The following is a 20,360-nucleotide window of genomic DNA, read 5'->3' as shown; positions in this document are numbered from 1 at the left end:
ATCCCATAAGAAAATTACATACATCCAAGCACGACAACGGTCGACGATAGCGCACGGAATTGCTGGTTTGGTAACAACAAATAACTGTGGACATAATAATGAACCTCAAAAAACGATCAATTCTTGCTGTGACCATCTCAATGCTACTTGCTGCTTGTGGCAGTGATACAGAACCTACTGTGCCTATGCCAAACAAACCAGAACCTTTAGTACCGGCACCTGCTGAACAGTTTACTGCGCAAATCGGCGACGCGATGATCAAAGCAACCAAACAAGAACTTGTTGTGTCTTCTAATTCTGAAGCCGACAAACTGTCTTCTGTTGAAACCTTTAAAGGGATTCGTTTTGCGGAAGCCGAGCGTTTTGAACACAGTAACTCTATCGATTTAACTGATCTGATGAACTCTGAAGGTATAGTCGACGCCACTTCATTTGGTGATGCATGTATGCAAATTCACGCAACCGACCAAGCTCAAAGCGAAGACTGTTTAAACCTGAACATTTGGCGTCCAGTAGGCGTTGATGCTGACGCAGATCTACCGGTATATGTATTCATCCACGGTGGTGACTTTGAATACGGCTCAGGCTCTGAAGCATTAGTGCACGGTGATACTGTTGTTGCCCAAGGAAGCGAAGATGGTAAGCCTTTCATTTATGTAAGCTTGAACTATCGACTTGGTCAGCTAGGTACTCAATGGGTCCAAGGTGCGAACGAAGATGGTAACTATGGCCTAGGTGACCAAAAGCGCGCTTTGGAGTGGGTACACAATAACATTGCCGATTTCGGTGGTAATGCTCAAAACGTCACTGTTATGGGCCAAGGCTCCGGTGCTATGTCTATTGGTTTCTTGCAACAAGATGAAAATATCGCAGGTCAATATTTCCAGCGTGCCATCATGCAAAGCAACCCGTATGGCTTTGAATATCCTAGCTATGACGTAGCTAAGGACCGTGACAATGGCTTTGACGTAGACACTTCGATCGACGAAATCATAGCATCGCAAGAAACAGCGTTGAATGGTATCGAGCAGTTAAAGAATTGGTTGTTAGGTTCTTTGCAGATCCCACTTCTGAGCCCAACAGCAGATGAGACTCCAATGTCAAACCTGATGCCTTATGCTCCTTACATATTGTGTGAAAAAACTAAATTCTTGAGTGGCTGTAGCGAATCAGCAAAATCACCAATGCAAACTGGCTTCTCAGTACCAACGGTTCTAGGTGAAAATGCACATGAAGCGAATAGCTTTGGCATGTTATTTAGCGCTACATTCTTAATTCCGACGGTCATTGAGTTATTAACAAATGATGAGCCTGAACTGCTTACTAACGAAGACCCAGCAAAGCTTGCACTTGCAATGGTCAACTGGCTAGAAGAAGAAAACAACATCGTTCTTCTGCAGCAAAAACTAACTGAGCGAGCAAGTGATGAACCTTCGGCAGAGCTTGCACTGCCAAGCAGTGCTTACAGCGCAGTAACTGGGTTATTTTATGGTGCTAAGCTAGAAGGTAATGTAACTGAAATGATTGGATGCATTGATCCCAATGATATTGCGGGTACCGTAGATTGCTTGGTCGACATTGTTGATATCACTGGCCACCAGCAAACCCAAGATATTCTGGCTCTAACTGATTTCTACCCTAACTCAGAATCTGGTATAGGTGGCGCTCTTAACAACATGAAGCAATTTAAAACCTTGCTGAATGATACACTATTCAATGGCCCAGCTCGTTATATGGCAGCAAACAGCGAAGTAGAAGCAACCCTATACCACTTTGAGCGCAAACCAAGCTTTAACATGTGGAACTTTAAAACAGCTCTAAATGAAGAAACGAGCGAATACGACCAACTGTCAATCATTGATCTATTCAAAACGATTGGTTGCCTCAGCGGTGCGTGTAACGGTTCAGAACTGCCATTTATGTTCAACAAAGCTGTACGTTTTGACGGTAGTGAGATTCACCCAACAAGCAACGAGAAGGCACTAATGAACGAAATGTCACGCCTATGGTTTAGCGAAGAGTTATTCACTAACTACCAGTACAGTGATTCTGCCGACAATATATTAGTTATCGAATCTCAAGGCTTTAGCGATAACACAACTTATGACTGGGACTATGTAACAAACCCAGGTGTTGACCCAAAGCTTAGTGAAGGACGCTTAAGCGGTCTAGAAGATCAAGGTCTTATGCCTTGGCAGTGGTACCTAAACTAAACATACTCAACCCCCCTTCTACTGTAACGGCCAGCTCGCTGGCCGTTTTTATATCCAAATTTTACGCTCAAACGCAGGTTAGTTATGACGCTTAGCAAACTAAAAACAGCATGCACAATGATGTTAATTGCTTTGGTCACAGGATGTGCCCAACCTTACCCCGATGTTGAAACAGACTTCGAAGCAAACTGGCAAAGCACCGAACACCGAGCAGAAGTGTATTTAATTCCTTCTGCCCCAGAAGCCTTCGCTCGTCGTATCGACCTCGTTCGCCAAGCACAACATTCGATAGATATGACTTACTTCTCTTGGGAGCGTGACACGTTAGGTTTGATGCTTCTAGATGAGCTAAAGCAAGCGGCGGATCGTGGTGTACGCGTCCGACTGACCTTAGATGACCTGCTGGTTTTTAATGATAAATGGTTAGCGGAATTGGACTCACACCCCAATATTGAGATTCGACTTTTCAACCCTTTTGAATCACGAAAAGCTGGCTGGGTTGGTCGTGCGTTCAACTTCTCGACTCATCAAAAACAACTGGATAATCGACTTCACGAGAAGTACTTCAATGTTGACCACCAATCAATGATTTTGGGCGGAAGAAACATTGGTAATGATTACTTTGGTTATAGCGAAAATGCCAATTTCTTTGATATGGACGTTCTGTTTCGAGGTACGGTAATAGCGTCTTTCGACCAAAACTACCAAGCTCTTTGGGAGAGCAAATATGTTGTTTCCATTCAAGAACGAATCAAAGTCAAAGAACAAGGTCGATACAAAGCATTTACTAAAGCAATGAACAAAGGCGAGAAGAATAAAGAACAGATCATTTTCGACGTTGAGAAACAGATAAATCACTTGAGTGAACCAGAATTTATTAAAGCATCTGTAACGCCTCTATTTGATTCGTTAAAGAAGCTCGATGACAACAAGCCTTACTTTCGTCTACGTACAGAGCACTTAATGAAGCAAAAAGTAGCGACGCCGTCTAGGGCTCTAATTTCTACACCTTACATGGTGCCAAGCGACAACCGGTTTGTATTTGTCGATGCACTTAGAGAGAACCAAGCCGAAGTCACCTTAATGACCAACTCATCAGCTTCCAATGATTCAGGCTTTGTTCCAGCGTATTACGAGAAACACCGTGAGACATTACTCGACAAAGGCGTAAGTATCTATGAGTACAAAAGTCAGGCGATCAATGATGACCACTACTTTCATGTTGATACCTACTACCACAACAAGACAGTAATTTTAGATGAGCGTGTCACCTACATTGGCTCTTCTAACTTTGACCCAAGGTCAGACTTTCTAAACGTTGAGTTTGGTGTGTTGATTGAGAGTGAAGAGTTTGCAAAGCAAGTGACACACTACTTAACACGCCAGAAAGAGGATTTGTTCTGGGCTGTATCGCGAGAACAATCAGGTGAGACGAGCTGGGCTTCAGGAGACCAAATCCATACTAAGAATCCGAACTACAGTTCATGGAACAAGGTACCAGATTGGTTATTTCGAAAAATGAATGGCGAGTTCGAGCTTTAAGTGTCGAGCTTCGAATTTTAATTTCTAATCTTTCACCAGTCCAAATGCGAAAAAGCCGCGTAATTCGCGGCTTTTTTATGTTTCAATACACGTATCTGAGCTTACAGGCGGTAGGTCATCGCTCTTTTGGCCACGTAGTTCACCATATCAAGCGTCGTGAAGATCGAACCAACATCATTAATGTCATAATCCACATGTCCACGCTCAACATACTGCTCAGCGAGACGGTAAATATCAACGACACGCTCTGCTACGGCTTCCATAGGATCAATAAAAGTGACTGTTGGAAATGCCGTTTCAAGTTGCTTTCTAACCAAAGGAAGTTCCGTACACCCCAAAATAACCGTATCAACGCCCTTCTCCACGATGCTTTGAACCGCAACAGCAAGAAGTGCGCCATTACGGTCAAAATCGCCCGCTTTAATGCCGTTAGTCTCTCGGATTACTTGAATCCCATTGGATGGATCGTATCCTCGCGAGAACTTAAACAACGTACAATTCTTAGAATTGAGTACCCAGGGAAAAGTGAATACGAAACTCATCGCCTTGAGGGGCATCTAAGCCATAAGCGAAGTCGAGTTTTACAGGCAAAAATTGCGAGTTCCAAATCAGGCTAAGGCCAGTACCACGCTTCCAATCAGCTTCATCATCAAACGCATCGCCAACATCGAGAAACGCGCCCACCCAAATTGACCGATAGACCTGATGCTGGTATTCAAGGCCTGCCGTTAACATGTAGCGCGCGCCGGTTAATTCACCGTTGTCGTCTTTCGGGGAAATCGATTCATAACCATAACCTCGTAAGCTTCCATCACCACCAGCAAAATAACGCAGTGAAGACGGTACGTCCGACAACGATTTTGCAATGTTAATACCGATGTTTGAACGAAAATGCAGCTTCTGACTGTCACTAATATCCCACGAAACGACACTGTTACCTTCTAAGCGCAGCAGCTTTGAATCAGAAAACAGACTAGGGTCAGAATACTCAATGGAATAGATGTGTCGATGATTGAGTTCCAATTGATCATTTTTGCGATCTACTTGAGAAAAACTGATGCCAGGTAGCAGTAATTGCGATTGGTCTTCCTCAGACGCCTGGCGATACTGTTCATGTAAGTATTTGACGTAAATAGTGCTTTGCCAATCGCTGTCTAATTGCCAGTAACGTTCAAACTTAAGATCATTTGAAAAGCTATTGGTGTCTCGATGATCAATTCGTTTTGACTCAAACTGAATACCATAGTAATCGGTCGTAACTTTCTCTGTTGGGATTTTATAACCCAACTGCAGTGATTGCTCTTGTTCAGACAAATACGTTTGTGTTTCAAAGCTGTGCCCTCTTCGGTTGTACCAAGGCTTTGACCAGTTGAGAGAGGCACGTAACCCGAGATCAGTAGAATAACCTCCTCCCACTTGTACGATGTTACGAGAGCTTGGCTCAGCAATGATTTCGATTGGCACTTCTAGATTATCATCAAGGTGGTTAAAGTCACCGTGTACAACGACACTACGAAACCACTGCGTTTCAGACAAATCAGACTGCAGTTCACCTAACTTGATGGTGTCAAAGTCGTCACCTTGTTTGAATGTCGGAATTTTTCCGATGCGGGTAGGTTCAACCCCATCTTCAGGAATGCTGATAGAACCAAACTTGTAGCGTGGGCCACTTGAAAAATGTAGGTAAATGTTGGCGATGTTCTCACTGGGAATAACTTCAAGCTTCGACTCGACAAACTGACCGTCAAAGTAACCTTTACGCTTTGCTAAGGAGAAAATCGCATGTTTAGTTCGGTCATATTCTTGGTGAGATAATGTTAAGCCAGAATTTAAACGGCTTTGCTTGAGTATGTTGATGAACTCTTCATCTTTACTCGCTTCTCCTGTGACTTTTACAATCGATTCCGCAATGTACATCACAGGCCCAGAATCGATGTTCAAGTTCATGTGGTCAGTATCATCAAGTTCGATATCTATCTGAGGGTGATAGTAACCATAAGGGTTAAGTGCGTCTTGGATTCGTTTCAATAGCTTAGTATGCGATAGCTGTGAAACTGGGATATCAGCTAACGGCTCTAAGTACAACTCTACATTTTCAGAAAGGGTTTTGTTCAAACCTTTAACTTCAAAGTCCGCGCCTATCGCAGACGCCTGAATAACCATGAGAAGTGAAGCTGCCAGTATGATTTGATTAATCGAGGTATTCACGCAGTTACCCAGTTGCTAAAAACCTGAATAGGTTATGAGCAAAGCGTGAAATTGCTGAATCTCTTATGGAGGACGTTATCCTACGAGGCAACTTGGTTGATTTTAAATATCAGGACATCCGTATTCTATCTATTTACATTCCCCATGCTTCAAACACAAAAAAGGCGCCATTAAGCGCCTTTAGAATATCGACTGTTTACCGATTGTTGGTCAGTTATTGTTTAGCCACACATCTTGGTTTTGTGCCGCTTTCTTCTTCTTTTTCTTCTTGCCTGTACCTGCTGGTGGCGCAACAGGCTTAAGTGCAGCAATCAGTTCGGCAACCGCTTCCGCATCTACCTCAAAGCCTTCGATTTGCTCACGTTCAAGACGAATCTTGTTCTTCTTCTCGATGATTTTGAAGTGGTGGTAATCTTCGTGATCAATCAGAGATAGCGCAAGGCCAACCTCTCCCGCCCGGCCGCTTCGGCCAATACGGTGCATGTAGTCTGATGGGCTACGTGGTAGATCAAAGTTGATGACTACTGGTAGCTTCTCGATATCTAAACCACGAGCAGCGATGTCTGTCGCGATCAGAACGTCGATCTCGCCAGATTTGAAATCTTCAAGGATGCGAGTACGTGAACCTTGCCCTTTATCACCGTGGAATACTTCTGCGATGATCCCACGCTTGTAAAGCTTATCAGCTAAGTGCTCACAGCTGTTCTTTGCATTAACAAAGATCAGTGCTTGGCGCCATTCATGTTGCTGAATCAGATGCGCTAACAATGCTGTCTTACGGCCTTTTTCTACTTCGAATACACGTTGAACCAGTGTGCTCGCATTAGCACTTTGAAGTTGAACTTCAATTGGATCCGTCAGTAGTTCGTGAGTAAGCGTTTGAACTTGTTCCGGGAACGTTGCAGAGAACAATAGCGTTTGCTTCTTGCTTGGCAGTAACTTCAAGATTGCGTCTAGTTCTTCTGTAAAACCAAGGCTTAACATACGGTCAGCTTCATCAAGCACTAACGTTTTAACTTTATCAAGCTTGACAGCATTGCTTGAAATAAGGTCAAGCAGACGACCTGGTGTCGCCACTAAGATATCAGTACCGCCACGTAGCGCTTGCATCTGAGCATTTACCGATACACCACCAAATACACAAACCGTTTTAATCGCACCATTGAAATGCACCGCGTAAGATTTAACGCTGTCAGCCACTTGCTTGGCAAGTTCACGAGTAGGCACCAAGATAAGGCCAGAAACAAAGTTACCTTTGCCTGAACGACGGTCCAGAGGTGCGTCTTCATGAATCTTTTGTAACAGTGGAAGTGCAAATGCTGCGGTTTTACCTGAACCGGTATTTGCGCCTGCAATTAAATCGCGTCCTGCTAACACACTTGGAATAACTTGCGCTTGGATAGGCGTTGGCTGTTGATATTCAAGCTCACTAAGGCGAGCCATCAGTGGAGAAATTAAGCCAAGATCAGAGAAGTTGGTTGGTGTCGTGGTGTTAGTCATTAATTGCAGGAACTCAAAGCTAAAATAATAGCGCGCTATATTAACGTATTTCGGCAGTATTACGTAACTAAATCGCCCTTTCGCTTCTATTTCCCCGATTAATACCCGTCAGAAACCAAGTTATCGATGCTAGAACCTCACTACTCACCGTATCCACCTCGTTTACATACATTCTTACCTTTATCATTGTCGCATTCGACGTGTGACATACCGTGATCCTTGTACAAAGCGAATTGAATGGCGCTCAAATAAAGACCGTTATGCCTAGGTTTTTCTTTCAGGTTCTGAGTTTGTGAAGAGATAAAGTTTTCTTTCAGATACAAAAACGCCAGCGTAAGAAGCTGGCGTTTTTTAGATTCTGTATTTCTTTTATTCTATGCGTTTACGCTTAGATTAACGGTTAATACCGATATCGCGTTGCATGTGACCAGACAGGTCGCTTGCGTAGTAACTACGTGGAGAGTTGTCTACGAAAAGAATATCAAAAATGTGTGCAATCAATCCTTTGAAGTTAACCGCGTAGGTCTTCTTATCCATAGAGTTAGGGACAGCGATAGTATTCATTTGTACTGCTTGAGCCATGATTGCCTCTCTATAAATTTGTTAATGTGTTTCGTTCTGATGACAAGAATAATAGGTGATCTTTTGCGGGTTAAAAAATGACTAAAATTAGACTTTGAGATTAGTTTTTCTAATAAAACAAACCATTAACAATACCAAAAAATACATATGCACCCATAGTGACTATAAATTCAATATTGTGTTTAAATCATGCATTTAGTACAAATACCCCGCAAACAACAGTGGCTGATGTCACAGGAAATTTACATAAATAAATTTCCCACTTCATCAGCCACGTGTTCATTATCGACTTTTCGATAAGTTATATTTGTTTTTAATTTACTTGTTCAATACCTGGCTTCTTCGCATAAATCGACGCTATAACCGCAATCGTCATGGTAAAAATGAGTACAGTGAGCGACCAGTAAGTTGGGATAGCCCATTCACTGTCAACCAATAGCATTTTCACACCGATAAATACCATGATGAATGCCAGTGCTGGCTTCAAGTAGATGAACTTATCCATCATACCTTGAAGTACAAAGTACAATGAACGAAGACCAAGCAACGCAAACACGTTCGCAGCAAGTACCAAGAACGGTTCTTGTGTTACTGCAAAGATCGCAGGGATAGAGTCCAATGCAAACATCACGTCCATGACTGCGATCGCACCGATTACCAACATCATTGGAGTGAACGCCCATTTAACCCCCTGCTTAACCATTAATGCAGGTCCATGGAAATCCTCGGTGACTGGCATCACTTTACGAAGTAGCTTTTCAGGCAGTGTATTCACTGTCTCCTCTTCGCCCTTGTCTAATGCCAGTTTAATACCTGTACCAATCAAGAACGCAGCGAACACGTAAAGTACCCAGTGGTATTCCGCCAACAGCTGCGCGCCTAATGCGATCATAATCGCGCGAAGCACCAATGCACCAATTACACCCCAAAGAAGCGCACGTGGTCTTAGGTGCTCTGGAACTTGGTATTGAGCAAAGATCATCGCAAAAACAAACAAGTTGTCTACGCTCAGTGACTTCTCTAGCAAGTAACCCGTAATGAATGACACGGTTGCTTTTTGCGCTGTGTAATCGCTATTCGGCGCATAGATGTCCCAAAATAGGTAAATAGAGCCAGCAAACAAAAACGCAAGCACAAACCAGAAAACACTCCAGATTGCCGCTTTTTTGATAGTAACGTTACCGCCACGAGTCTGATAAATATCAATAGAGACGAGAATAACCGTAAGCAGGAAAAAGCCCGCATAAGTCGTCATGATTGGCGATGAAAAAAAGGATTCACTATTTGTAGATAATAGAGATTGAGTTGAGTTCATTATTCCTCCGGGCGGAAGAACTGTACAAAGACCTTCCGCAAACAAAGCATATCAAGCTCCATTACGGATCTTGACTGTGATTGCGTTGGTCTCGTTGAAGTGAAATATGGGATTTCACCTTTACATACCGGATAGACTCTTGGCCTAACGAGATGACGATATGTAAACTTGCGCTAACTACTCCCCAAACGCGTGGATAATATTCCCCTAACTTTGTTTCGTCTAGATAAATTTGCTCAAATAAATGAAAAAGGAGCAAAACGCTCCTTTTTTATTTCTACAGGTTTGTCAAAACGGCATTCATATTGATTTTAGGAATACGTTTAGCAGGTTCTGCCCTGTTCCTGTTGTTCAACGATACTGATAGCGAGTGAATCTTGCATGCATTGATAGTCCATCTCAAGCCGCGTTACGTTATAAGCCTGCTGTGGGCACCAAATACACTAACACCGACCAAACTGACACCCAACCTACAACCGCTACCGCATCTAACCAATCTTTCTTATCCATGTATATCTCCACAAGAAGGCGACCTGCAGAGATAAAGCATAAACGATGCCAATTTTATAAATAAGCCAACGCAATAATGTTAAATATCACTAGCAGCTGTAGTTATCTAAAACACTCCATGCAATTCAAAGGCTCATTGTGTTGAAGCGACTCTGGGTGGTCTTGCAAAAACTCTATGAAGCAGTCTGCCATAGAATCAGTCGTCACCATCCCATCACCTATCATATCCAGCACGGCGTTATAGCCTTCTTTCCCTTTCATTGTGTAGGCTGAAGACGCGCCTCGATAAACACGTTCACGGGATACCCCTTGCCAACCAGACTCTTCGGAATGAATCTCCAGATGGTGAATTCGGTGTCCTAGAGGTGCTTCTTTGTGATAACAAAACCTCAGGTTATGGGTATAAGGAAAGCTGCCCGACCCCGTACCCACAACACCATTGTCTAATGCATTATTAATAGCACCTTCAAGCATGCCCGCAATGGTCTCACCTTTTACTTCGTATACACCAATCGGGACGGCAAACGGTAGTAGTTTTCCGGCAATATCGGCAACAGAAACATCACCGCTATTCAGTGAATTTCTCACACCGCCAGCGTTGTGAATGGCAAATTCAACCTGATGCCCGTTTTTGTTCATTAAATAGTGGAATGATTGAGCGACAAGCGGCGCAAGTTGGCTTGGCCCATTCTCATCCGGGATGCGTACATGGCGCAGTTTTGTGTCTGCATGAGCAATAACTTGTTGTTGAAGCTTTCGAACTCGTGGTTGGTATTTATCCGTAAGAATGCTTTGCAGCTCAGGATCTTTCTTGCACACAACAACATTAGGGTGATTATTCAAAAATTCACACGCCATATCATGTGCATCGTCTTGTCCTACTTCACTCAGCTTCGCGTCTATAAATAGTCGACGGCCTAATAACAGTTCATTCTTGCCATTAAAGTGCGTCACTTTTCCTTGAGCATCGAACTCGATTTCACAGTGACCTAGGCTCATTGCGTGAAATCCAGCTTGCACGACATAGGTATCGCCTACTTTTACACCGTATTCATCATCCTTAATTAAGCCAATATCAGAGAAATCACCTTGTAAGCGATGACTATGACCACCAACAATCACGCCAATACCTGTTACGTTAGCCGCTAGCTCTAAATCCGCTTCGTAACCAAGGTGGCTAAGTAGAACAATCTTATTGATGCCAGCTTGATGGATTTGTTCTATGGTCGCTTTAGCTGTTTCCAATGCATTTTCAAACGGTGTATCGATATCTGGATTCGCGATACCTGCCATCTTGTCGATGCTTAAACCAAAGATTGCGACTTTCTCGCCATCGAAGTCTTTCGTTATAAAAGATGCACTTCGAGTTTCAGTCAGGTAAGGCTTAACAATTACGTTGTCAGTTAACGTATGAGTTTTATTGATGTCCTCATTCGATAAATTCCAATTACCGGCTAATAGTGGGAATTTGATTCTTTTCGCAAAAATTGCAACGGGCTCATTCCCCATGTCTAGCTCATGATTACCGAGCGTCATGGCATCTATATTAAGTGCATTCAACAAATCGGCGTTGGCTTTTCCCTTGAATAAAGAAAAGTACAAAGTGCCTTGGAAACAGTCTCCAGCGTGCAGGAATAAGGTTCCAACCTTCTGGCGCTGGGCATCTTGTTCTATTTGTTTGAAGCGTGTTGAAATTCGAGCGAAGCCACCAGCACTGACATAAGGTTCAATGATGTGGTTGTTCATTTTAAGTGATAGCTGTAACGAGGTTGGTTCAAAGTATGAGTGGGTGTCGTTGATGTGTGCCAACACTATTTTTGTCGGCTTATTCTTTTTAGTCATAATTTCTTCTCTCTTTGTCCCTTCATACTAGGTCGAGAATCATGACAGAATCGTGAATTTTATGAAACTGCACTGCAAAAAAATACTCGAGATAGATCGAAAATCTCATTTTGCACCGTATCAATAAACAGCGGGTTTTGTGACAGATGAGCATACCGGATTGGTATTTTTCGATTATGATTAAAGATATCTGTTAGCTTTCAAACAATTAGCAGAGCCTTCCGTTAGGAGTAAGCCTATGCAACTAGAAAGAATCGAGATTTCTGGCTTTCGAGGTATCAAGCGCATGTCACTCGCGTTTGACGAATTAACCACGCTTATTGGTGAAAATACTTGGGGTAAGTCTTCATTATTGGATGCCCTTTCCGTCGTTCTGCCCTCTGACGGTGTGCCATATCACTTTGAAATGACCGATTTTCATGTCGATTACTCAGTTTCACATCCTCAGTCTCAACATCTTCAAATTGTTCTCGCCTTAAAAGCTAACGACAAGAGTGAACTTAACGCAGGTCGTTATCGCAAACTCAAACCGATCTGGGTTCAAGATGAGTTTGGTGTGTTTCGTATCTATTATCGAATCAGCGCGACACTAGAACAGTATGAAACAACCACACACTATGCATTTTTAGGGCTGGACGGCAATCCGCTCAAACTTCATCATTCTGAGAAGCTCGCTCAAGAACTCATGACTTTACATCCCGTAATACGCTTGCGTGATGCAAGACACTTTGATCGTCCTTTCAACAGCAAATCCCTTAACCACAACGCTCACCTTCCTAGCAATGGTCATGCGAATTCAAATGGTAACGGGGCGCATCATGCGAGTAATGGAAATGCTACAAATGGAAACGGCGCCAATAACGGTAATGGACGCCAAGCAAGAATAGAAAAACGAATCGACAACACCTGCCGTCGTCTCATGGCGATACCCGGACATGTTAATAAAGGTGAAATGCGCAGTAGCCTAGAGTCGATGCAAAGTTTGATTGAGCACTATTTTTCTTTCAAAAGTACTTCTCGTCGTAACCCTAGAAAACAGCGAGACGGATTGCTTTATTCTGCGGGTACCAATGATCAGAGTATTCATCAACTCGTCGAAGAGACCAAAAATAAACAAACCCGCTTATTATTCATGGGATTACTTAACGCTTATCTACAAGCTAAAGGGCCAAACGACTTAAGACGATGTGCGCGCCCTCTTTTGATCCTTGAAGATCCAGAAGGTCGATTGCACCCAACACACTTGGCAAGGGCTTGGAGCTTAATGCAGAAATTGCCCATGCAGAAAATCCTCACCACCAACAGTGGCGATCTACTTGCAGCCGTACCATTACAATCGATTCGCCGATTGGTACGTCAATCAGACAAAACCATCGCTAATCAACTCAACATGAACCACTTCAGTAAAGATGAGCTAAGACGAATTGGTTTTCATATTCGATTCCACCGTTCAGGAGCACTGTTTGCCCGTTGCTGGCTATTAGTAGAAGGTGAAACAGAGGTTTGGTTGTTTAATGAGTTAGCCAACCAATGCGGATATAACCTTGCTGCGGAAGGTGTGCAGATTATTGAGTTTGCTCAATCAGGCCTCAAAGCACTGATTAAGGTCGCGCAAGAGTTTGGCATTGATTGGCATGTGGTAACTGACGGCGATGCGGCGGGTAAAAAATACGCAGCAACGGTGCTATCGAAGCTTGGTAATGATCAGGAAAGACATCGACTCACGGAACTGCCAGATAAAGATATCGAACATTACTTGTATATGAACGGCTTCGAGAACTTTTTCCGTGACATGGTTAAGATTCCCTACGATCACCCTATCCCTCCAAAGAAAGTGGTTGCCAAGGTATTGAAGAAACATGCAAAACCCGACCTTGCACTCGCCATTGTTTCTCATTGCGAGAATCAAGGACAAGAATGCATTCCACTTTTGTTAAGGTGGACATTAAAACGCGTGATCACCATGGCGAATGGAAATACCTAAGCATAATTTGTCTTATAGATGCTATCAGTTACTCTACTGATGAAATATTTAGCTAGTCGCCTCAACCAAAAAAGGCACACCAAACGGTGTGCCTGTATAAATCGATATACAAATTAATTGGGGGTTATCTTGCAAGAGTTCACAGTGACTAAACTATCCTTTGCTCAACGTTTTGATTAAGCTTTTGCTTGTTTAGCATGTTGTTCAACAACTTCCGAAGATTGAGTCGATTTCTCGTGAAGCCATAGCCCCGTTGCTTTCATCAAGTATCCAAATACACCACCAAGCAGTAAAGATGGTACTACAAGTTGCCAATCGCCACCTGCAGCAAACGTCGCACAGCAACCAATAAAGGTTCCAGGGATATAACCGAGCCACGCTTGTTTTGCTTGAATACACATAAAGAAAGCCACAATAGCAGTAATCATGTAGCCTAAAATCTCTAACCCTGCGAAGGTTGAGCTTTCGATAATCACCATTGCCCAGAATACGCCTGTCATGTTGGTCAATAAGCTTCCTGCTAGTCCTTTAACACCGCCTGTTGGCGAAGCAAAGTAGCTGGTGCAACCTAGGAAACCAGCCCATGACAATAAGCCGAAAGAGATAGCTATCCATCCCCAAAGACCTGACAAAATACCTGTTGTTAATGAAATCGCGACTAATGTACTCATACTATTTCTAAAGCCTAATTACGTCATTGAACGCAACCGGATTTAGCCTCACTTAAAATCAAGTAAGCATACTATGGTAAGAACGCCTTCATTTAGACGATCTCGATCACATTAATAATGTACGCAAATGTGCATTTATCACTAGATAGAGACCGAAATCGCTTATTCAACACAATCGGTTATCAGCATTCTATCAATTTATCGTTACAGAACTGACGGTTTGCCTTTCATCATACGCTTGCCTTCACGCTTGATACATTCAGCAAGTGGGTTTTCTGCCATGTCGGCACGCCAAATGAATGAAAGCGTACGTTCCATCTCAAGCTCTGGAACATTCAAGGTCACAAGCTGACCTGATTCAACAAACTGCTCGACGTCTAGATAAGGTAAACACGTTAAATATGGGCCGTTTGCTACCAAACTTCTTAAAACAGGAACGTGTTCATACTCTCGCCAAACATCAAGATCACCAATTAAATGATGAATAGAGCTATCAAAAACTTTGCGAGTACCCGAACCGTGTTCGCGTAATACCCACTTCGCTTGCTCTAGTTGCGCCAAACTCACTCTTTCACGCTTCGCAAACGGGTGATGGGCGGATGCAACCACGGTTAAATGGTCCGTACACCACACTTCTTGGTGAACTCGGCTGTCGTCACAACGACCTTCGATAACACCCAAATCATATTTGTAATCTAATACGCCATCGATAACGGCATCGGTACTTTGTACACCGAGCGAGATTCGCATCTCTGGAAAGTCGTTATCAATAATACTGATGAGGTCTGGAACCAAGTGTTCTGCGGGTGTTTGGCTCGCACCTAATTTAAGCTCTCCGCTCAATAAATGCTGCTCATAGAAGCCCATTTCTATTTGCTGTGCGTCTTGCAGTAAACGCTTCGCTTTTGGCCTTAGCCACATACCCCAATGAGTAAGAGCCATTTGCTTGCCCTGCCTTTCAAACAAAGGCCTGCCGAGCATTTTTTCCAACTGAGCAAGAGACATACTTGTCGCTGATTGAGTCAACGCCAACTTGTCTGCTGCAATACTAACACTCCCGGAATCTGCCACTGCATCAAATACCGCGAGTTGCTTTAATGAATAACGCAAAATTCATCCTTAATGCTTTTAATTATTTGTGTCCTGATGCTCGTTTTTTATCAAGCCGATGAGCAATCGATTTCATTCTACTCGTAACCCAATCTATATCAATAAATTTGATGTGGTTTTTAAAAATTATCAATTTTACCTCTACCTCGCTACCCCCTAATCTGGAATGGCAGGACACAACGAGCCCTGCAAAACATTACTGATTAACCATTACGGATTAACCAAGTCATTAACACTAGGAATTACACATGACGGATTGTTCAAGGGGGGGATATGGCAACCAGCACTTCTGAAAATCATCAACTGTTCTCACCAACAGAAATGATGGCGGAAGCAGAGAAGTTTGCATTAAGCAAAGCAAATAAAACCAGCAGCATGACATTGAGTTTAGCAATCATGGCTGGCGCATTCATCGGGCTTGCTTTTCTATTCTACATCACGGTAACCACGGGCAGCGCTGATGCTGGATGGGGATTGAGTCGCTTAGCCGGCGGTCTTGCATTCAGTATGGGTTTGATCTTGATTGTGATTTGTGGTGGAGAGCTGTTTACCAGCTCAGTGTTATCAAGCATCTCATGGGCTAACAAGCAGATCACCTTCACTAAGATGCTGTCTATCTGGGGCAAGGTGTATGTCGGTAACTTTATCGGTGCCATGTTCCTATTAGCTTTGGTAAGCGCAGCAGGTTTGTATCAACTGGATGGCGGGCAATGGGGCTTAAACGCTCTGAACATTGCTCAACACAAGCTACACCACAGCCCTGTTCAAGCATTTGCTTTAGGTGTGCTTTGTAACTTGTTGGTGTGTTTAGCGATTTGGTTAACGTTCAGCTCTGCTAACGCAATGACCAAGGCAATGATGACCGTACTACCCGTAGCAATGTTCGTAAGCTCAGGCTTTGAACACTGTGTGGCGAATATGTTCATGGTTCCACTAGGCATCACGATTCAAGCATTCGCACCAGAAAGTTTTTGGATGCAAATTGGCGCAACACCAGCCCAGTACGCAGACCTAAACATCATGCAATTTGTCACCGCGAACTTAATACCAGTGACAATCGGAAACATCGTAGGTGGTTCAGTATTGGTCGGCTTAGCCAATTGGAGCATTTACCGTCGCCCGCAGCTGAAAGCAGCAAAAATTACAGCAATTACACAAACAACAGAAATTACGTCAGTTAAGGAAATCACTATGAACACAGCAACGACTATCAAGCAAATCATGAACACTCAACCAATTACACTGAGCGTAGAAATGCCTACATCAGTCGCAATTGATTCCCTTCTAGACGCTCAACTTGTTAGCGCTCCTGTTTGCGATGTTGAAGGTCGTCTGGTTGGTATCTTCTCTGTTCATGACGTAATGGTGGACCTTTGGTGCCAAGATTACATCCCAACTAAAGGCCAGAAAGTCGTAGACCTAATGAGCCGTGACGTTGTGGCTATCGATGCAAACGACAAGCTAATAGACGTTGCTGAGTTCCTATGCATCGACAAAGAGCAACTTTACCCGACAACAAGCATGGGCTTCGCAACTCGCCTGACTTCTCTTTCTCTAGAAGAGCGTGCAAAAGCAATGAAAGTAAGCCAACCACATATGCTGCCAGTGTTAGAAAATGGCGTAATGGTCGGTGTGTTAACTCGCATTGAAGTGATGCAAGCACTACGTCCAATTTACGGTGACCGACTAAACGTGGTTCCTCAAGCTGAATTGGAAACGGCTTAACTAATCGTAAGTTGAACTATTAGGGATTAGTAGTTCAATTAGATAACTCAGTCATGGCAACGTTGACTGGCAGAAGTAAATGGTGGCTTAAGACGCAGTAAAAGGTTTGACACAAAACAGACCTAAACGCGTGGCCATTTACCTCAATAAAAAAGGCGCAAAGTGAAAACTTTGCGCCTTTCTCTATTTCTAGCTGTTTTGCTACTTTGCCTCTTACCAACTAGCTAACTAGCTGCTGACCTCTTTAGTATCGACCAAACTTTTGATGTTTCTAAAAAATGTTGATACCTGTCAGAGAGCTAGAAAGCTAGAAAGCTAGATTACTTCTTTACGCCTTCAACATGTAGATCCATATCTACATAGCTTGAAGCGCCCATTACTGGAATGTTGAAGTCAGCAAGCTCTAGACGAGTTGTACCAACGAAACCTGCACGCTCACCGCCCCATGGGTCTTGACCAGCACCGATGAATTCAGCTTCGATAACGATAGGCTTAGTTACACCGTGAAGTTTCAGGTCACCCATAACTTCAAGTTTGCCGTCACCTTTATCAACCACTTTTGTGCTGTTGAATGTCGCATCAGAGAACTTACCAGCGTCGATGAAATCACCGCTACGGATATGCTTATCACGTTCTGCGTGGTTCGAATCAAGGCTTGTAGTATCAACCGTTACGTTTACTGTAGACGCTTCAACGTTGCTTTCATCAAATGAGAAGTCACCTGAGAATGTGTTAAAACGACCTTGGATAAAGCTGTAACCTAGGTGGCTAACTTTAAAGTTAACTGAAGCATGCGCACCTTTTGTATCAATCACGTAATCAGCGGCGTTCGCAGCGAAAGGCATTGCCATTGCAAATGCTAATCCTGTAGCGATAATTGACTTTTTCATTTTGAAGCTCCTATCATTTTTCGTAGCGTATCGTCTTTGTCGATAACGTGGTGTTTTATCGCCGCTAAGGCGTGCACTGATGCCATGATGATCAGTACCCATGCAGCATAGTAGTGAATCGTTCCTGCGAGATCAGATTGGTTTGCAAACAGTTCACCCATACTTGGTACAGTGAACCAATTGAATACCTCTACCCCGCGGCCATCTGATGTCGAAATCAAATAACCTGAAATAAATAAAACCGCTAAGTTGATGTACATGAAGCCGTGAGCGATCTTCGCTGCTGCAACTTCATAGCTTTTACCTTCCACTTTAGGTGACGCGGTAACTAGCTTCCAAACCAAGCGGATAACGGTAACAGCAGCCAAAAGAATGCCTACCGAGCGGTGATAGTCTGGCGCTGTTTTATACCACTCGCTGTAGTATGAAAGATCAACCATCCATAGGCCTACACCAAATAAGCCAAATATTGCGAGTGCTGAAATCCAATGCATTGCTCTTGCTAAGGGATTGTAATTTTTAACGTTGTTGTCCATGCATCTGTTCCGAATGTTAACGAGTCGTGTAATTTTGAAAAGCGTACCCTACACTAAGTTTGTGTAACATATTATTTACCAAGCTTTACATTAGTTACATCATTTCAAATTAAACAAGTTATTCAAAATTTTTGAACAAGTTGCTTTATTGACAAATTTCTTTGTCGAACAATCGCTTGCTGCGTCTAGATTTCAACGATTTGTTCGATCTCGTAAAGCTCATCTGAGATATCTAACATTTTACGTTCCATGACTTTTTGAGCGTCTTCTATCCCTTTGTTGTAGTAAACCGCCCCAAACTTTTTACTTATGAAATCGACCAAGAATTCTGTGTCGAACTGGCCAAGCTCCACATCGAGTTCATCTTGCAGGTATTTTTGAAGAGTATGCGTAAGCTCAGACTTTTGCTTCGAATCTAGTTGAATGGTCATGAATGTTTCCAAATAAAGAGTAAGTAGATCAATTGTGATTTGCTAACTAGACTATAATCGAGGTAACTAGCTAGAATTCCTCATAATTTAGAATACAGACCAGTAGAGCGCCAGTGCTATCAATAAAATCACTCAGCAATGGTTAATTTTGATAGAGAGATCAAGAACTCGCACTTTGACAATAGGTAACGGCACCGCAATTACCGTACTATTGCCCATCAATAAGATAGTAGCTGTGTATAAGGGACTTCATTGTTATTAGATCTCGTGATTAAAAGCGTCAATCATTTTCAAGACGATTGTCTAAAACTCTGTGAGCGTCATTACCCTACGGTGCATAACCAAGGGATCAGTGAGCATCACATCGGTAAAGCCTTTGCCCGCCGAATGGAGCACACCTTCGTTAGCTTTAATCATGCAAGCAACATCAGCCCACTTGAAATGCTTTCCTCTGGCGAAACGCCTCGACACTTCCGAATATCTTCCGAGATCGGTACCGTTTGGATGATCAGTCATCATATGGTGAGTGCCGGGAAAACCTGTCGTAGAAAGTTGATGTTAGACATCCATAATTGGCAACAAGAGTATGGATTTTCCATTCAACCCAATGACGTTTTGATCATTGTCTCCGACCATTGGATTAGCCGAAGTAAAAACAGTGGTGAATTACTCCATTGGTGGATGGGTGAGCTCCCAGACGAGGTTACGGAATATAGCCAACAAGGTATCACGCTAAGAGAGAGTGATTCTCAATTCGCCACTGAGTTAAATAACAACTTTAAAATCAGCCCTTGCTTTATTAAATTTGGACACCCTTTAAAACGGTCAGGAAATCAACAACTGGTTCGTAAATACCTGCAACTTTATGCGGTACTTCAATGGCAGTAGGAATACGGGTCAACTTTTTCAATCAGTTTTGAAAGTACATTGTTAGACCTCTATCCCAATATTTTATAAAAACACATATCAAGCCCTACCCAATAATCAATCAAAGTTTATCTTCGATAAAATAATAACTTATCAGATCATCATTCATATTTTGAGAAGTAGATATCATTTATATGCAAGCGGAGCTGCTTGTTGATATTGCAACTTTGACATTCCCCCATAACCTGGGGCTTTGTCCCTACTTTTAGCTGGTGTATTTACGCTGAAAGCTTATATTGATTGATGTTGATATGAGATAGATTACTCAGAGATTAAATTCACAATAATCATTATTAATGGTAAATGATAAGTAATTTTAATGACTAATATCAATTATCATGCTGTTTTTTCGTTAATTATATTTATTTAAATAT

At 42.8% G+C, this 20,360-nt stretch carries 15 protein-coding genes and 1 pseudogene; 5 read left to right on the top strand and 11 right to left on the bottom strand.

All coding sequences use genetic code 11. From position 1 onward, the window contains the following. Positions 1-98: 98 nt before the first annotated feature. Positions 99-2,213, top strand: a complete 2,115-nt coding sequence (locus A142_RS02970; RefSeq protein WP_019821185.1) for a carboxylesterase family protein — start codon at positions 99-101, stop codon at positions 2,211-2,213. A gap of 84 nt (positions 2,214-2,297) precedes the next feature. Then, positions 2,298-3,755, top strand: a complete 1,458-nt coding sequence (locus A142_RS02965; protein WP_019821183.1) for a phospholipase D family protein — start codon at positions 2,298-2,300, stop codon at positions 3,753-3,755. A 101-nt stretch (positions 3,756-3,856) separates the two neighbouring features. Here the strand turns inward: A142_RS02965 and A142_RS02960 are convergent. From A142_RS02960 to A142_RS02935, 6 genes and pseudogenes are all read right to left on the bottom strand, one after another. Then, positions 3,857-4,204: pseudogene (locus tag A142_RS02960) on the bottom strand (aspartate/glutamate racemase family protein); the annotation flags it as partial. A gap of 52 nt (positions 4,205-4,256) precedes the next feature. Continuing rightward, positions 4,257-5,975 carry an autotransporter assembly complex protein TamA gene (locus A142_RS02955; RefSeq protein WP_029405352.1) on the bottom strand — a complete coding sequence of 573 codons (1,719 nt, stop codon included), beginning with the start codon at positions 5,973-5,975 and terminating at the stop codon, positions 4,257-4,259. Positions 5,976-6,173: 198 nt separating this feature from the next. Beyond that, positions 6,174-7,463, bottom strand: a complete 1,290-nt coding sequence (locus A142_RS02950) for a DEAD/DEAH box helicase (protein WP_019821178.1) — start codon at positions 7,461-7,463, stop codon at positions 6,174-6,176. 393 nt (positions 7,464-7,856) lie between these two features. Further along, on the bottom strand, positions 7,857-8,045 hold the full coding sequence (locus A142_RS02945) for a hypothetical protein (RefSeq protein ID WP_017058324.1): 189 nt from the start codon (positions 8,043-8,045) through the stop codon (positions 7,857-7,859). 313 nt (positions 8,046-8,358) lie between these two features. Continuing rightward, positions 8,359-9,360, bottom strand: coding sequence for a TerC/Alx family metal homeostasis membrane protein (locus A142_RS02940; RefSeq protein WP_029405351.1), 1,002 nt, complete (start codon positions 9,358-9,360; stop codon positions 8,359-8,361). Between the two features lie 612 nt (positions 9,361-9,972). Then, entirely contained in the window at positions 9,973-11,712 is a 1,740-nt protein-coding gene (locus A142_RS02935; protein WP_029405350.1) for a bifunctional metallophosphatase/5'-nucleotidase, read from the bottom strand. A 238-nt stretch (positions 11,713-11,950) separates the two neighbouring features. Here A142_RS02935 and A142_RS02930 point away from each other — a divergent pair, with 238 nt between their 5' ends. Beyond that, positions 11,951-13,696, top strand: coding sequence for an ATP-dependent endonuclease (locus tag A142_RS02930; protein WP_019821169.1), 1,746 nt, complete (start codon positions 11,951-11,953; stop codon positions 13,694-13,696). A 176-nt stretch (positions 13,697-13,872) separates the two neighbouring features. Here the strand turns inward: A142_RS02930 and A142_RS02925 are convergent, their stop codons facing one another. Both A142_RS02925 and A142_RS02920 read right to left on the bottom strand, forming a co-directional pair. Next, positions 13,873-14,367 (bottom strand): DUF1097 domain-containing protein, encoded by a 495-nt coding sequence (locus A142_RS02925; RefSeq protein WP_017059817.1) that lies wholly within the window; start codon positions 14,365-14,367, stop codon positions 13,873-13,875. Positions 14,368-14,571: 204 nt separating this feature from the next. Beyond that, entirely contained in the window at positions 14,572-15,477 is a 906-nt protein-coding gene (locus A142_RS02920; RefSeq protein ID WP_017631156.1) for a LysR substrate-binding domain-containing protein, read from the bottom strand. Positions 15,478-15,750: 273 nt separating this feature from the next. On the opposite strand from A142_RS02920, the gene focA reads away from it, so the two are divergent. After that, positions 15,751-17,202 carry a formate transporter FocA gene (focA, locus tag A142_RS02915; RefSeq protein WP_019821166.1) on the top strand — a complete coding sequence of 484 codons (1,452 nt, stop codon included), beginning with the start codon at positions 15,751-15,753 and terminating at the stop codon, positions 17,200-17,202. A 320-nt stretch (positions 17,203-17,522) separates the two neighbouring features. Here the strand turns inward: focA and A142_RS02910 are convergent, their stop codons facing one another. The 3 genes from A142_RS02910 to A142_RS02900 form a co-directional block, all read right to left on the bottom strand. Continuing rightward, positions 17,523-18,092, bottom strand: a complete 570-nt coding sequence (locus A142_RS02910; RefSeq protein WP_017059819.1) for a YceI family protein — start codon at positions 18,090-18,092, stop codon at positions 17,523-17,525. Further along, complete coding sequence (locus A142_RS02905; RefSeq protein WP_019821162.1) at positions 18,089-18,628, bottom strand: cytochrome b; 540 nt, start codon at positions 18,626-18,628, stop codon at positions 18,089-18,091. Before A142_RS02905 ends, A142_RS02910 begins: the two co-directional genes overlap by 4 nt. A 185-nt stretch (positions 18,629-18,813) precedes the next feature. Then, complete coding sequence (locus A142_RS02900) at positions 18,814-19,059, bottom strand: DUF2164 domain-containing protein (RefSeq protein ID WP_017059821.1); 246 nt, start codon at positions 19,057-19,059, stop codon at positions 18,814-18,816. Between the two features lie 252 nt (positions 19,060-19,311). Between A142_RS02900 and A142_RS02895 the strand changes: the two genes are divergently transcribed. After that, positions 19,312-19,947: a hypothetical protein gene (locus A142_RS02895; RefSeq protein ID WP_019821159.1), complete on the top strand. Its 636-nt coding sequence runs from the start codon at positions 19,312-19,314 to the stop codon at positions 19,945-19,947. Positions 19,948-20,360 lie beyond the last annotated feature (413 nt).

The organism is Vibrio splendidus 12E03, assembly GCF_000272105.2.
Taxonomy (GTDB): Bacteria; Pseudomonadota; Gammaproteobacteria; order Enterobacterales; family Vibrionaceae; genus Vibrio; species Vibrio splendidus_I.
This window is presented reverse-complemented; position numbering and strand designations above follow the sequence as displayed.